The following is a 15198-nucleotide window of genomic DNA, read 5'->3' on the forward strand; positions in this document are numbered from 1 at the left end:
TCCATTTGGATTTAGAACACTTCTGTAGACTTTTGTGATTTCATCTGAGTCAGCGATATTGACCGCTCAGCTGACTAATAATCCATGTTATGGTATGATTGTAGACAAAGGGGATTACATGTCTGAACCAATCTATCATCACTATATTTCAAACTTTTACTTGAAACAGTTTGCCCGACCAGCTGGAAAAAAAAGCTTTAAGATACATGAATTTGATAAATTATTAGGCAAGATTAGTCCCAAAAAACGTACTTCCGAAACAGGTGGGAAGGATCACTTTAATAAGTCATTTTCAAAAACTGATCCCAATGACATAGAAAAAATTTACGCTCGAAAGATCGAGACACCTGCAGGAGCAGCACTTAAACGAATATTGGATGCCAAGGCAATTACGTCCGAAGTAGATTTAAACGACGTACTACTATTTTTCGCCATGACTACGGCACGCAATCCTAAGCGGCGGAGTCAGAATGAGGACCCTATGCGTAAACTAGATGGGCTCCTAATCAGGTCGGCACTGGGCGAAGACGGCGCTAGTATATTGGAACAGCGGGTGAGCAGAGATCTCTTATCAGAAGAGCATGTTGAAATGGAGTTGTCACAAATTCTCCCAATTTTTCAAAGTCTAACTTCCAAGAGTTGGACACTCCTAGAGTCTGAGGGTGGTGAGTTCATAACTTCTGACGACCCGTTGCAGATCATTCATGCCAACGAAGCCCCGCCATGGGGTTTTAAGAGCAATGGGGCCGTCCTATATGCACCGCTCAGCGCTGAGTTTGCTATTATGGGACTGAGCAACAAAGTTGGCCCCCCAAAAATGCCGTTCAGTAAGCGGCATGTTGCGGGGCTTAACCTGCAAACCGTTCTTTCAGCACATCACTACGTTTACTATAAATCAGATAACTTCTATATCGTTGAAGATAGTCTGAATAAGGTCACCAGGTGGTCAGAAAATATGGCTAACCGGTACATTGAAAAATTGGATTTTGACGCACACGGAAATTCATCCGCTATCTAATCGATACTGAATATCTTTTCACCAAATACAGCATTCGCAAATCTTTGCCGCTTGCAACCTATCCCCCTACTCAGCCGCCTTGGCAATCTCGGACTTGATATACTTGTCCATGATCTCAACTGTAATCGGCCCTGCAAAGCGGTAGGTGATTTCGCCCTCGGCATTCAAAATATAGGTCTCTGGCACGCCGTAGAGGCCCCATTCAAGCGCTGTGCGGCCCGGTTCATCTGCGCCGATGGCGGTGTATGGATTGCCGAGGTCAGCCAAGAACCCAACAGCCGCATCGGCTTTGTCTTTGTAGTTGATGCCATAGATCGTCACGCCCTCGCCCGCCATGGTCTCAAGCTGCGGATGCTCGGCACGGCAGGGCGCGCACCAAGAGGCCCAGTAGTTCACGAGTTTGACGCCACCCGTGCGCAGCATGTCATCACTCAGCGGCGCGAGATCGCCAAGGCGCGTCACTTGCGCAATAGAGGGCGCGTCTTTGCCCGCTTTGGCAGAGGGCAGCTGATCTGGGTCTTCGCGGTTCATGCCATAAATAAACAGGCTGGCCAGCCCAACGAATAAGACGGGCGGCAAGGCCATGAGAGGGGAAAATTTAGCCATTGGTTTTGCGGCGCTCCTCGGCAGCTTGTAGACGTTTTTTGATACGGGCAGCGCGGATCAGCGACAGCGCGATCAGCCCCCCCAGCAACACGAATGTGATCCCGTAGGCGGCGAAAACATCGCCTGCGTATTTCCCCAGATCAGGCATCATCCTTGAACCCTTTCGCGCATCTCAATAGCGTGCAGGCGGCGCGCGCGAATTTCTGTGCGCGTGCGCAGCAATACCAGCGCCAAGAACAATAATACAAAGCCCGCGAGCGCCACCAAGGCTGGATACCAAAACACATCTGCGACGTTTTCCGCCTTGTCCAACGACAAGGACGCACCTTGATGCAAGCCTTGGTTCCAGAAATTCACAGCATAGCGTGACAGAACGGCAAAGACAGACCCGACAAGGCATAGGACTGAGGTGAGATCAGCGGCTGTGTCGGGGTCTTCGATGGCTTCCCAGAGCGCTAAGTAGCCGACATAAAACAAAAATAGGATCAAAAAGGACGTCAGACGCGGATCCCATTCCCAATAAGTGCCCCACATTGGCTTGCCCCAAATCGCGCCGGATGCCAGCGCGATTAAGGTCATCACCATGCCCACAGGGGCCGCGGCCTTGGCTGCCAGTACAGACACATGATGACGGCGTATCAGCCAGATCAAGGAGGCAATCAGCATCATCAGCCATGCATTGATGGCGATCATGGCAGAGGGCACATGGATATAGAAAATCTTCACAGTGGCGCCTTGGCGGTAATCATCAGGGGTGAAAAAGAACCCCCAAATAAGCCCCGCTAAAAACAGCACAGCCGCAAAAATGGAGATGACAGGCAAAGCCTTGTCCGTCCAAGTCATAAACTTGCGCGGATTTGCCCATTCCCAAAGTGACGCCATGTGTTTCTCCCCGATTTGACGCTCACCTTAGGGGGTCGCGCCGGTGTTCTCAACTCAACATCGCGTTATAGCGTTTTGTCGCATTCCTGCTCAGATATAAGGCAGAATGCTTTAACGCAATGATATGCGAATGGCTGCGGCTGCGGCAAAGGGCAGCAAAGCAATCGCCCCCGCCGAGATCCCGCCTTGCATCAACAAAGGTGTCATGACGTCAAAGCCTTGCGCGCCACGCCGGACGACCTCAGCCCCGAAAATCAATGTCGGAATATAAAGTGGCAACACAAGCAAGCTCATCAATAGCCCACCGCGTTTGAGCCCCACAGTGATCGCCGCCCCAAAAGCCCCGATGAAGGACAAAGCGGGCGTGCCGATCAACAGCGTGACGATCAGCCAAGTATAAGCCGCCCCATCAAGGTGCAGCAAAACACCCAACATAGGGGCCGCGACCACCAAAGGCAGACCCGTGGTGATCCAATGCGCCAAGGCTTTCATCGCGACCAAACCTTCGAGCGGCACAGGGGCCGTAGCCAAAAGGTCGAGCGAGCCGTCCTCATAATCAAGCGCAAAAATACGGTCCAACGACAGCAGACAGGCCAGCAATGCCCCCACCCAAAGCACCCCGGGGGCGATGGCAGAAAGGCGTTCGGAATCGGGACCGACCCCAAAGGGCACAAGCGTCACGAGGATCAAAAAGAACCCCAAGCCAAGGCCAAATCCGCCCCCTGCTCTAAGCGCCAAAATGAGATCGCGCATCAACAGCCGGATCATAAAAAGGCCTCGTCAAAAGCGCCGGACATGACTTGGGGGTCGGCGCGAAACGGGGCGACATCCAAGACCTGCGCGTCAAATCCAAGATCGATATGGGTGGCCACGATCAAAGCACCCCCTTGAGCGATATGATTGGCGACAGCCGCGGCGAACAAAGCGACCGATGCCGCATCAAGCGACACCGTAGGTTCATCCAAAATCCAAACAGGGCGGCCCGTGACCAATAACCGCGCCAGACCCAAGCGACGTTTTTGCCCAGCAGACAGATTGCCCGCAAGCCGGTCCGCGAGGGCCGCCAGATCAAAGGCTTTAAGCGCAGGTTCAATATCGCCGCCGCCATAAACGCCTGCCCAAAATTTCAGATTTTCAGCAGCCGTCAGGGTCGATTTCAACCCATCCGCATGGGCGGCATAGGCCACGGCATCATCTGCGCAGGTGACAGTGCCAGACAACGGTGGTTGCAGCCCCGCCAATGTGCGCAACAATGTGGTTTTGCCTGCGCCATTGGGACCGCGCAGCACCAAGACTTCGCCTGTCCCGACAGCAAAATTAAGGCCTTCCAAAACAGGAATACCGCCGCGCGCAATGCTAAGATTGGTGACAGATAGGATGCTCATAAGGTCAACCTACAGGCATTTATGCCGGCATCAAACAGGTAAGAGCGCCACAGCCACACGGCGACCCTCTGAGGCCAAAATATTGTAACTGCGGCACGCAGTTGGCGTGGCCATAACTTCGGCCCCTATGCCCGCTTCATCCAGCGAACGCCGCAAGTCTGCTGGCAAATAAGCCAACTGTTCACCGGTGCCAAAGACGATAAAATCAATCTGACCTTTGAGGGCCAACAAAGGTGCAGCGTCATCAAAGCCACCCCAAGAAGACACATCCGCCGCCATCATCAACATCGCGCCCGTATGCACTTCGCCTTGAACCCGAAAGAACCCCGGGCCGTAGCTGTCAATCGGCACAGCGCCCTCAAAGGCCATCTCATTAATATGCATCATGCGCTCCGTTTATGGCGTGTGATTTGTCAAAGTGGTGAGCAGAGCGGGATTAAACCGCGCTGCCGTCTGTTTGAATACCAGGGGTTGGGTCTTTCTTTTCCCAATCGCGTTTCACGCCGAGCCACAGCAAGATGTTAGATGCCACAAAGACCGATGACCACGTCCCGACAACGACACCCAAAGTCATGGCGAAGACAAAGCCACGGATCACATCACCGCCCAAAACCAATAGCGCGATCAAGGCGATCAAAGTGGTGCCAGAGGTCATGATTGTACGTGCCAAGGTGTCGTTGATCGACAGGTTCAAAATGCCAGACAGCGGCATCTTTTTATACTTGCGCAGGTTTTCACGCACGCGGTCAAACACAACAACTGTGTCATTGAGCGAATAGCCCACGATGGTCAAAAGCGCCGCGATGATCGTTAAATCGAACTGGATTTTGAAAATCGCGAAGATACCGATGGTGATGGCCACGTCATGGACCAAGGCCACCACAGCGCCCACGGCGAACTGCCATTCAAAGCGCAACCAGATGTAGAACAGCACCGCGCCAATGGCTGCCATAACAGCCAAAACAGCTGTCGTGATCAACTCACCCGACACTTTAGGACCCACAGATTCCACCGATGGGAAAGTGATTGTTGGGTCAACGGTTTGCAATGCTTCTTCGACAATGGCGATGGTTTCAGGCGTGACAGCTTCGACCTCGTCTTGCGCCTCAATCCGAACCATGGCCACATGTTGGTTTTCGTCAAAGGTTGGATCGAACACTTCGGTGATGGTTATATCGCCAAGCCCTAAAGGCTCCATCGCGGCACGATAATCCGAGACGCTGACAGCGCTTTCAGACTGGGTACGAATGGTTGTGCCACCACGGAAATCGATGCCAAAGTTCAGCCCGAACATAAAGAACGCAACCACAGCCGCGATCACCATAGCCCCTGACAGGCCAGAGGTGTATTTGCCCAATTTGAAAAAATCGACGGTGGTATCGTCACGCACAAGTTTGACACCTTTGAGCGTCCAGCCTTTGCGGTTCTTGCGGTGATACCAGATCGCCACCATCGCGCGTGTCACATAGATCGCGGTGAACACGGATGTCAAAATGCCCAAGGCCAATGTCACAGCAAAGCCTTTCACCGGACCAGATCCCATAACGAACAAGATAGCCGCGGTGATAAAGGTTGTGATATTGGCATCGACAATCGCCGACAGGGCTTTCTCGTAACCAAGCTCAATCGCGCGCCCCGGCCCTTTCGAGGTTTTCAATTCTTCTCGAATACGCTCGAACACCAACACATTGGCGTCCACGGCCATACCCACGGTCAAAACGATCCCAGCGATACCGGGCAAGGTCAGCGTCGCGCCGATGGCGGACAAGAACCCAAACAAGATCGCCACGTTGATGATCAAGGCGATATTGGCGAACATGCCAAACAACCCGTAAGCCAGCCCCATGAACACAAGGACAGCGGCAAAGGCGACCATGGTCGCGATCTTACCCGCGGCGATGGAATCCGCGCCAAGCTCTGGCCCGATGGTGCGTTCCTCAAGGAAATTGATCTTGGCAGGCAAAGCCCCGGCGCGCAGCAAAACGGCCAGTTCGGTGCTTTCCTCGATGGTGAAATTGCCCGAAATCTGACCAGAGCCGCCACGAATGGCCTCGTTGATCACAGGGGCAGAAATCACTTCGTTGTCCAACACAATCGCAAAAGGCGCGCCAACATTTGCCGCAGTGTAGTCGCCAAATTTGCGGGCCCCCGATGGGTTGAACCGGAAGGTCACAGCAGGTGCGCCGTTTTGGTCAAAGGCTGGTTGGCTGTCGGTCAATTCGTCGCCGGTCACGACAGGCGTATCTTCCAACACATAGTAAACGCCGTTGCCCGAAATATCAGCGGCAAGGAAATTGCGCGCGCCGGGGGCTTGGTCAGGGTTCGATGTTTGCCCCACAACAGGGTGGAACGTCAGTTTGGCGGTGGTGCCGATCAAGGACTTCAGCTCTGCTGCCGATCCGATCCCTGGCACCTGAATAAGAATACGATCTTCGCCTTGGCGCTGAATCGTTGGTTCGCGTGTGCCGACCTCATCCACACGACGGCGAATGATCTCAAGCGATTGCTGCATGGTGCGATCGTCTGTTGCGGCACGTTCGGCCTCTGACAGCTCAATCGAAATCACGTCATTATTGGCACTCACCACGATGTCGTTTTGTCCTGCTGCGGTCAAAGACACCACAGGCGTAGCCAAAGCGCGCACGGTGCGCAGCGCTGTTTCCATTTGATCCGCGTTGGAAATACGCACCCGCAACAAACCATCAGGCGCGTCTAGGCGGCGGATCGTACCGACAGTGGCGCGTTCATCGCGCAAAGCGTCGCGCACCTCGGGCCAATAGCCGTCCATACGTGTCGCGTAGACCTCGTTCACATCCACTTCGCCCAACAAATGCGCCCCGCCGCGCAGATCAAGCCCGAGATTAACCACATTAGACGCCAACCATGACGGCCAAGCGTCACGTTCGGCGGCCAAGATTTCAGTCTCTCCAGAGGTTTCAATCGTGGCTATCGCCTGATTGTGGGCGTCAACGCGATTGTAAAACCCGTTGGGCAAGGCTGCATAAAGACCGAGGGCCACAAGGCCCCAAATTACGATCCGTTTCCAAAGAGAGAAGTTGAGCATGTCACAGCCTATATGCGGGGGCGCGGGAGCAAAAAAGATCGCAAGGTGCGCGGATTATTTTAGAGGTTTTAAAATGATCGTCTTAAAGCGGTCGCGTTTAAACAACCCTTAAAACAGTCGCCTTAAAACAATCAAAGGCCCGCAGTTTCGCAGGCCTTTGTGTACTATTTCAGACGCTTAGGACGCTGGCTCTGTTTTGGAAACCACATTGGCCAATGTGCCTTTGAGAACGCGCACTTTAACGCCTTCAGCGATTTCGACTTCCAATTCGCCGTCTTCTTTCACTTTGGTCACTTTGCCCAAAAGCCCGCCTGCTGTCACAACCGTATCGCCGCGACGCACCGCTTCGATCATCGCTTTGTGCTCTTTGGCTTTTTTCTGCTGTGGGCGGATCATAAGGAAATACATGATCGCGAAAATTGCAATCAACGGCACGAATTGCATAATTGGGTTTGCGCCTGCGCCGCCTGCGGCTTGTGCATATGCTGGAGTTACGAACATTAAGTCGTCCTTTTGGTAGCTGCACAAAGGCCATCCCTTGTGCGAAAATTACAAAGCAAGAGGCAGATTCCACCCCCCAAGTCGACGCGCACCCTAAGCGCCTGTGCAAGGCTTGGCAAGGCAGTGACAACTGCTTTTGAATGCTGTTTTATACAACTGATTTTAGCCGTCGAATTCTAAGGGACCTATTGCCGTGACCACCCAATTTCAAGAGTTGCTCACACAGCCATTCGTCCCATGGATCATTTTATTAGTTATTGCTGTGGCTTGGGTGATCAATCAGACTGGTGCAAAGCCAATTGAAACAGTTCGATCCAAAATGAAACCCATCCATATGGTTTTCGTTCTAGGCGGTCTGTTTTGGCTCATCCTTGCGCTTATCCTATTTGCTGGACTGTGCACACTCATCTATGATCTTGTTTGGCAAACCGATCTCAAAACCTGTTTGAACGACCAGAGCAATTGCCGTTTTCTTCTGACCAAGACCGCCGCACTCACAGCAGTGCTAGGCGCGCTTGTCGCCCTGCCCTTTACCATCTACCGCCTCAAGCTCACCACCGAGCAAAACAGGCATAATGAAGATGTGTTGTTCAATGAAAAACTGCATCAGGCGAATACCGACCTGCATACGATGCGGCAGGTGACCAAGGATGGAGAAACAATTTGGGAAGACGACATCATCCGCCGAAATGGCGCGATTGATCGGCTTGAAGCATTAGCAATTGAGCGCCCAATCATGGCCCCGCGCATAGCGCGAATGCTCTGTGTCTACCTACGCGAAATGACGCGGGACTATCCTGCTGCAGAAATCCCCGAGGGGCAAGATGTAAATCAAAGCAGGGAATGGGCGTACAGGCTTTCAGCAAAGCGTTCAGACATGGAGACAGCTGCGCAGGTTTTGGGCCGCTTGCATGAAAAAACCGGCGTGCCCGCTGAAGAATTGGCCATTGATCTCACGGGTGTCAATTTACAGGCCATGAACCTAAGCGGTGGAGATTTCCAATCAGCGGACTTTAGCTTCGCTGACTTGAGCGGGGCAGTTCTTCAAAACAGCAACTGTGAGAAGGCTTCGTTCACCCGCACCAATATGGTGGGTGTCCATGCTCTACACATCAAGCTAAAGCGTGCACATATTGAACAAGCCAACATGACTGAAGCATCGTTATGCGGTGCTGACCTAAGTCAAACCTCACTTCACACTGGACGAATCTACGGCGTAGATTTTTCCTTTGCAAACTTCGACGGAACGTATTTTTTAGAAGGCTCTAAATTTGCCAATGTAGAATTGAGAAAATCCGCCATGAAAGACATCGACCTTTCAGAAATTCATGTCTCCGCTGAAGACCTCGAAAACACATTTGGGGACGCATCCGTGTTTTTAGATGACAATATTGCTCCAAAGCATTGGCCAAAAGTCGAATTGGATGACAAAGAGTTTCTAGAGCAATGGCGACAGTTTCAGACCCGCCTACCACCTTATGGATAGCGCGCAAGAACCAAACAAGTCGGCGTTGATCCCTTTGAAGCAGTAAGGCATAAGCAGCACAACAGATTTCCAATCCAAGGACTCCCCCGATGCATGACATCAAAGCCATTCGCGAAAATCCTGATGCTTTTGACGCCGCTATGGCGCGCCGTGGGCTGTCTGGGCTGTCATCGCAAATCTTGGACATCGATACTGCGCGCCGTGCCTTGATTGCTGAGGCCGAAGAGGCAAAAGCCACGCAGAACAAGTCGTCCAAAGAAGTGGGCGCGGCGAAAGCCCGTGGCGACGAAGACGAATTCCAACGTCTGCGCGCACTTGTGTCCGAGAGCAAAGCCAATATCGCGCGACTGAATGATGAGGCCAAAACCAAAGACGCCGAGTTGACGGATTTCTTGGCCCGCATCCCCAATGTGCCAGCGGACAACGCGCCAGACGGTGCGGATGAGAATGAGAACGTCGAGGTCAAGACTTGGGGCGATGTGCCGTCTTTCGATTTTGACGCGAAAGAGCATTTCGAAATCGAAGCGGTCAAAGCCTCGATGGATTTCGAGACAGGTGCGAAACTGTCTGGCACCCGTTTTGTGGTGCTCAAAGGCGGCGTGGCCCGCATTCACCGCGCTTTGGCGCAGTTCATGATCGACACCCATGTGGACGAAAACGGCCTAACGGAAGTGAACACTCCCGTGATGGTGCGCGACGAGGCCATGTATGGCACAGATAAGCTGCCGAAATTCGGCGAAGACAGTTACCAGACCACAAACGGCTGGTGGTTGATCCCCACATCAGAAGTGCCGCTAACATATTCAGTCGCAGGCGATGTTTTGGACGAAAGCGCCCTGCCGATCCGCATGACAGCGCATTCATTATGTTTCCGCTCGGAAGCAGGATCAGCGGGTCGCGACACATCGGGCATGCTGCGCCAACACCAGTTCGAGAAAGTCGAAATGGTGTCGATCACCCACCCCGACGAATCTGATGCAGAACAAGCGCGGATGCTGGGCTGCGCAGAAGGCATTTTGGAAAAACTCGGCGTGGCCTATCGCACTGTCGATCTGTGCACCGGCGACATCGGCTTTGGCGCTAAGCGCACATTTGACATTGAGGCTTGGTTGCCCGGTCAAAATGCCTATCGCGAGATCTCAAGCGTATCCACCACAGGCGATTTCCAAGCGCGCCGCATGAACGCGCGGTTCAAACCTGCGGACGGTGGCAAGCCTGAGTTCGTGCACACGCTCAACGGCTCAGGCTTGGCAGTTGGTCGCACCTTGATTGCAGTGTTGGAAAATGGTCAACAGGCTGACGGTTCTGTCACCCTGCCAGCCGTTTTGGCGCCTTATCTGGGCGGCAAGCTGACCTTGGGTGTTGACGGCAAATTGAGCTAAGACCAGCGCTATCGCAAAGTTAAAAACGGCGTCCTTTTCACAAGGGACGCCGCTCACAATTAGGGGTAAGCCTTAGGTTTACCTTGCCAGAAAAGCCGCAGCCATACGCGCCACATCATCGACCTTAACGGACATAGGCAAGCGTTTGGCATAGATATCATCGAGTGGCACCCAAGCGGCATCAAGCGCATCATCATCAGCCACGGGGTCCCCTGACACATAGTCACATAACACAGCACCAAGCACAAAGTGATGGGTCACAATACCACCCGCATCACGGTGAATAAACTCAGCAGTCTCAAGCAGTTGCACGGGCTTGGCGATCACACCCGTTTCCTCAAACAACTCGCGTATCGCAGCCTCGGCAAAACTCTCGCCGAACTCCACATGCCCGCCCGCAAAGCCCCAAGTGCCTGCGTCTGGCGGATTCTTGCGCTGCACCAAGAGCGCGCAACCGTCGCGCAGAACAACCGCCAAAGCGCCAAGTTTTGGCACTTGCATCATCACTCAGCCGCCTTGCGTGCCGCTATTTTTTCCAACATCGGTTTGAGGTAGCGCCCTGTGTGCGAGGCGTCAATTTGGGCCACTTGTTCGGGCGTGCCCGTGGCCACGATCATGCCACCGCCATCGCCGCCCTCTGGCCCGATGTCGATGATGTGGTCAGCGGTTTTGATCACATCCAAGTTGTGTTCAATCACAATCATCGAATTGCCTTGATCCACCAGCTCGTGCAACACTTCGAGCAGCTTTTTCACGTCTTCGAAATGCAGGCCTGTTGTGGGCTCATCCAGAATATAAAGCGTGCGTCCCGTCGACCGTTTCGCCAGCTCTTTGGACAGCTTCACCCGCTGTGCTTCGCCCCCCGACAGGGTCGTCGCCTGTTGGCCAACTTTGATATAGCCAAGCCCCACACGCATCAGCGCATCCATCTTGTCGCGGATGGCTGGCACGGCTTTGAAAAACTCTTGCGCGTCTTCAACAGTCATATCAAGAACGTCTGCTATGCTTTTGCCTTTAAAGCGAACTTCCAGCGTTTCGCGATTGTAACGCTTGCCTTTACAGGTCTCACATTCAACGTAAACATCGGGCAAAAAATGCATCTCGACCTTGATCACGCCATCGCCCGTGCAGGCCTCGCAGCGTCCGCCTTTGACGTTGAACGAAAAGCGGCCTGGCTTATATCCCCGCGCTTTCGCCTCTGGCAGGCCAGCGAACCATTCACGGATCGGTGTAAACGCGCCTGTGTATGTCGCAGGGTTGGATCGCGGCGTGCGCCCGATGGGGCGTTGGTCGATATCGATGACTTTATCGAGGTGTTCCAAACCTTTGATCGTCTCGCAAGGCGCAGGAGTCTGGCGCGCGCCGTTCAGACGCATCGAGGCGGTTTTGAACAGGGTTTCCAAGGTCAAAGTCGACTTGCCGCCGCCCGAGACACCTGAGACCACAACAAACATCCCCAGCGGAAATTCCGCCGTGACGTTTTTCAGGTTGTTACCTGTGGCTTTGACCACTTTGATCTTTTTCTTATTGCCCTTGCGACGCACCTCAGGGACGGGAACCTCGCGTTTGCCAGTCAGGTAGTCGCCGGTGATGGAGCCTTCGGCCTGTTCAATTTCCAAAGGCGTGCCCTTGGCGACCACCTGACCGCCATGCACCCCTGCCCCCGGACCGATGTCGAAAACGTAATCCGCCTCGCGGATCATGTCTTCGTCATGTTCGACCACAATCACTGTATTGCCTTGGTTGCGCAGATTTTTCAGCGTCCCGATAAGGCGGTCATTGTCGCGTTGGTGCAACCCGATAGAAGGCTCGTCCAACACATAAAGCACGCCTTGCAGGCCAGAACCGATCTGAGATGCGAGACGAATGCGTTGGCTTTCCCCGCCAGATAGAGTGCCCGAATTGCGCGACAACGACAGGTATTCAAGGCCAACATTGTTCAAGAACCCAAGCCGTTCACGAATTTCTTTGATGATGGCTTTCGCGATCTCTTGCTTTTGCTTGCTCAACGATTTGTCGATGCCATCGATCCAATCAAAGGCTTCTTTGATCGACATTTGCACCACTTCGCCCGCGTGTAACCGTTGACCTTCAGGGCCGATCTTTACTGCCAAAGCTTCGGGGCGCAGACGGAAACCATTACAATGGCCGCAGTGGCGGTTGTTTTGATAACGTTCAAATTCTTCGCGAATCCAGTTGGAATCGGTCTCGCGGTAGCGGCGTTCCATATTGGGGATCACGCCCTCGAATGCACGCGTCACCTCGTAGACGCGGCCACCCTCGTCATAGCGGAATTTGATTTCTTCTTCGCCAGACCCGCGCAAGAATACCTCTTTCACGTGATCAGGAATGTCTTTCCAAGGGGATGAGGCTTTGAATTCATAGTGCTTTGCAATCGCTTCAATCGTCTGCAAGAAATACGGCGTTTTGCCTTTGCGCCACGGCGCGATGGCCCCGTCTGCGACTTTCAAACTGGCATCTGGCACCACAAGACGTTCATCGAAAAACAGCTCGACCCCAAGCCCATCACAATGCGGACAGGCCCCAAAGGGGGCGTTGAACGAAAACAGACGCGGCTCGATTTCAGGGATGGTAAAGCCCGACACCGGACAGGCAAAGTTTTCGGAAAACGTCAGACGCTCGACCTCGCCTTCCCCCTCTCGCGGGGCGGTTTCTAAAATGGCGATGCCATCGGCCAAATCCAATGCGGTACGCAGGGAGTCCGCCAAACGGGTTTCCAAACCTTCGCGCACCACGATCCGATCCACAACAACATCGATGTCGTGGCGAAACTTTTTGTCCAACGTGGGCGGCTCGTCCAGCTCATAAAACTCACCATCGACTTTAACACGTTGAAAGCCCTGCTTGCGCAACTCAAGGAACTCTTTGCGATACTCCCCTTTGCGGTCGCGCACGATGGGCGCCAGCAAGAACCCACGCGTGCCCTCGGGCAGTGTCATGACGATATCGACCATATCTTGGACCTGTTGCGCCTCAATCGGGTCGCCCGTCGCGGGGCTATAGGGCGTGCCTGCGCGGGCAAACAACAGACGCAGGTAGTCGTAAATCTCAGTCACAGTACCGACAGTTGAGCGCGGGTTTTTCGAGGTGGTCTTTTGCTCGATTGAAATCGCAGGCGACAGACCCGCGATGTGATCCACATCAGGTTTGCCCATCATATCAAGGAATTGACGGGCATAGGCGCTCAGGGATTCAACGTAACGCCGCTGTCCTTCGGCATAGATCGTATCAAAGGCCAACGAAGATTTGCCCGACCCCGATAGGCCCGTGATCACCACAAGTTGGTCACGCGGAATATCCACATCGATGTTCTTAAGATTGTGCTCGCGCGCACCTCTGACTTCGATCGATTTCAGCTCTGCCATATGCCTGCCACCCGTATAAATTCACCCAAAGCGCAACGCTTTTGACATATCTAGCGGGCTAAGCCGCATGTTCCAACACAAAAACGAGAACATTAAGCGAACACATGAAATATATAGAGGAGCATCACCGTATTTTGAGCAAAGCTGCCCAGAGCTACTACCGTTGACCGCAAGTGGCTAACAAATTATCCAATGGTTTGATCTGGCCCAGAATGTCGACACAAAGCCCTTACTCGGCAGGCTCTGTCACATCACCATCGAAAGGTGCCTGCTCTGCGCTGGCCATGATACCGCCCGCGCTCAACTCATCTGGCCCGAAATAGATCTCGCGCCGCGCGGAAAACCGTGCTGCGATAAAGCGCATGAATTCGGTCACACGCGGGACATGGCGCAAATCAGGATGAGTCAAAATCCATATCGGAAAGTGATCATCAAGCGCAAACTGTGGCACACGCACCAGTTTCGCATCACCGCTGCCCACCAAATGCGTACATCGCACTGCGCCGATTCCCAAATGCGCCGCCGAAATGGCCGAGATCATATCATCGGTTTTCAGTGCGATTTTACAGCTGGGCATATTGGCAAATAGCGTCGGCGGGCAAACATTGTCCCAAGCCGTAAAGCCGATATAGGGCAGCGGCCTATCCATATCTTTGCCGTCCAAGACATCGGCGTATTCTTCGATAAAGTCAGGCGAGGCAAACCAGCCAGCACGTTGCTGCACCATCATTCTGCCCCAAAGACTTTCCTCGGGCGATCCGCTGACTCGAATGGCGATATCCGCCTCGCGTTTGTGCAGGTTCAATATATCGGTCGAGCCGCGAATTTGGATATCGATTCCCGGATGCAAGCGCTTGAATTCTTTAAGGTCTTGGGCAAAGTGATCTTCTGCGACAAGCGGCGGAATGGTGATCCGTAATTCGCCTTCTTCGGTCTCATCGCGCGCCGCCAATGCGATGTCGAGGGCGACCATGCGTGCTTCAACTTCTTCGGCATGAGCGATGGCAACCTTGCCCGCTTCTGTCGCTTGAAGGCCAGAGGCCAAACGGGTGAAAAACCGCACGCCCGAGGCGTCTTCAACGCGCGACAATTGTCGCGACACGGTGGCGTGATTGACCCCCAAGACACGGGCAGCACCAGACAGCCCCCCTTCTCGAGCGACGGCCAAAATATAGCGTAAGGAATCCCAATCAGTCATTAGGTGACCATATGAGTGCGCGTATTTATGCACAAGCCCCGCGCGCGTATATAACAATTAAGAACACCTAATGAACTCATGCAAGCCACGACATTACAAACGCAAAGCGCCGCCCCAATGGGACGGCGCAGTGTTTGGTTTTGACCTAGAAAGATATTAGATATGCAAGGCACGCCCATAAGCATCCAGCACGGATTCATGCATCATTTCTGACATGGTTGGATGCGGGAAAACGGTTTGCATCAGGTCTTCTTCGGTGGTCTCAAGTTGACGTCCGATGACGTAGCCTT

Annotated in this window: 14 protein-coding genes; 3 read left to right on the forward strand and 11 right to left on the reverse strand. The window is 53.4% G+C overall.

Going from position 1 to position 15198, the window contains the following annotated elements; translation table 11 throughout:
• Positions 1–118 precede the first annotated feature (118 nt).
• Positions 119–1018, forward strand: a complete 900-nt coding sequence (locus KO497_RS07365; protein WP_215943323.1) for a DUF4238 domain-containing protein — start codon at positions 119–121, stop codon at positions 1016–1018.
• 66 nt (positions 1019–1084) lie between these two features.
• On the opposite strand, the gene KO497_RS07370 is transcribed toward KO497_RS07365, so the two are convergent.
• The 8 genes from KO497_RS07370 to yajC form a co-directional block, all read right to left on the reverse strand.
• Complete coding sequence (locus tag KO497_RS07370) at positions 1085–1624, reverse strand: DsbE family thiol:disulfide interchange protein (protein WP_215943324.1); 540 nt, start codon at positions 1622–1624, stop codon at positions 1085–1087.
• Positions 1617–1775, reverse strand: coding sequence for a heme exporter protein CcmD (ccmD, locus tag KO497_RS07375; RefSeq protein ID WP_215943325.1), 159 nt, complete (start codon positions 1773–1775; stop codon positions 1617–1619). The genes KO497_RS07370 and ccmD overlap by 8 nt, the downstream gene beginning before the upstream one ends.
• On the reverse strand, positions 1772–2506 hold the full coding sequence (locus KO497_RS07380; protein ID WP_215943326.1) for a heme ABC transporter permease: 735 nt from the start codon (positions 2504–2506) through the stop codon (positions 1772–1774). Before KO497_RS07380 ends, ccmD begins: the two co-directional genes overlap by 4 nt.
• Before the next feature lie 111 nt (positions 2507–2617).
• The gene (gene ccmB / locus KO497_RS07385; RefSeq protein WP_215943327.1) at positions 2618–3274 is read right to left on the reverse strand and encodes a heme exporter protein CcmB; all 657 of its coding nucleotides are present in this window, start codon (positions 3272–3274) and stop codon (positions 2618–2620) included.
• Positions 3271–3891 (reverse strand): heme ABC exporter ATP-binding protein CcmA, encoded by a 621-nt coding sequence (gene ccmA / locus KO497_RS07390; protein ID WP_215943328.1) that lies wholly within the window; start codon positions 3889–3891, stop codon positions 3271–3273. Before ccmA ends, ccmB begins: the two co-directional genes overlap by 4 nt.
• Positions 3892–3921: 30 nt before the next feature.
• Complete coding sequence (locus tag KO497_RS07395) at positions 3922–4275, reverse strand: Mth938-like domain-containing protein (RefSeq protein ID WP_215943581.1); 354 nt, start codon at positions 4273–4275, stop codon at positions 3922–3924.
• 52 nt (positions 4276–4327) lie between these two features.
• Complete coding sequence (gene secD, locus KO497_RS07400; RefSeq protein ID WP_215943329.1) at positions 4328–6955, reverse strand: protein translocase subunit SecD; 2628 nt, start codon at positions 6953–6955, stop codon at positions 4328–4330.
• Positions 6956–7132: 177 nt separating this feature from the next.
• The gene (yajC, locus tag KO497_RS07405; protein ID WP_215943330.1) at positions 7133–7456 is read right to left on the reverse strand and encodes a preprotein translocase subunit YajC; all 324 of its coding nucleotides are present in this window, start codon (positions 7454–7456) and stop codon (positions 7133–7135) included.
• A gap of 193 nt (positions 7457–7649) precedes the next feature.
• Between yajC and KO497_RS19420 the strand changes: the two genes are divergently transcribed.
• On the forward strand, positions 7650–8942 hold the full coding sequence (locus KO497_RS19420) for a pentapeptide repeat-containing protein (RefSeq protein ID WP_215943331.1): 1293 nt from the start codon (positions 7650–7652) through the stop codon (positions 8940–8942).
• 89 nt (positions 8943–9031) lie between these two features.
• Positions 9032–10324 (forward strand): serine--tRNA ligase, encoded by a 1293-nt coding sequence (serS, locus tag KO497_RS07415; RefSeq protein WP_215943332.1) that lies wholly within the window; start codon positions 9032–9034, stop codon positions 10322–10324.
• A gap of 78 nt (positions 10325–10402) precedes the next feature.
• Here serS and KO497_RS07420 read toward each other — a convergent pair whose 3' ends face one another.
• The 3 genes from KO497_RS07420 to KO497_RS07430 all read right to left on the reverse strand — a co-directional run bounded on the left by KO497_RS07420 (position 10403) and on the right by KO497_RS07430 (position 14908).
• On the reverse strand, positions 10403–10828 hold the full coding sequence (locus KO497_RS07420) for an NUDIX hydrolase (protein WP_215943333.1): 426 nt from the start codon (positions 10826–10828) through the stop codon (positions 10403–10405).
• Positions 10828–13710 carry an excinuclease ABC subunit UvrA gene (gene uvrA, locus KO497_RS07425; protein ID WP_215943334.1) on the reverse strand — a complete coding sequence of 961 codons (2883 nt, stop codon included), beginning with the start codon at positions 13708–13710 and terminating at the stop codon, positions 10828–10830. The genes KO497_RS07420 and uvrA overlap by 1 nt, the downstream gene beginning before the upstream one ends.
• Before the next feature lie 229 nt (positions 13711–13939).
• Positions 13940–14908 carry a LysR family transcriptional regulator gene (locus KO497_RS07430; RefSeq protein WP_215943335.1) on the reverse strand — a complete coding sequence of 323 codons (969 nt, stop codon included), beginning with the start codon at positions 14906–14908 and terminating at the stop codon, positions 13940–13942.
• Positions 14909–15198 lie beyond the last annotated feature (290 nt).

Origin of the sequence: Pacificibacter marinus, from assembly GCF_018860665.1 — a bacterium.
GTDB lineage: Bacteria > Pseudomonadota > Alphaproteobacteria > Rhodobacterales > Rhodobacteraceae > Celeribacter > Celeribacter marinus_A.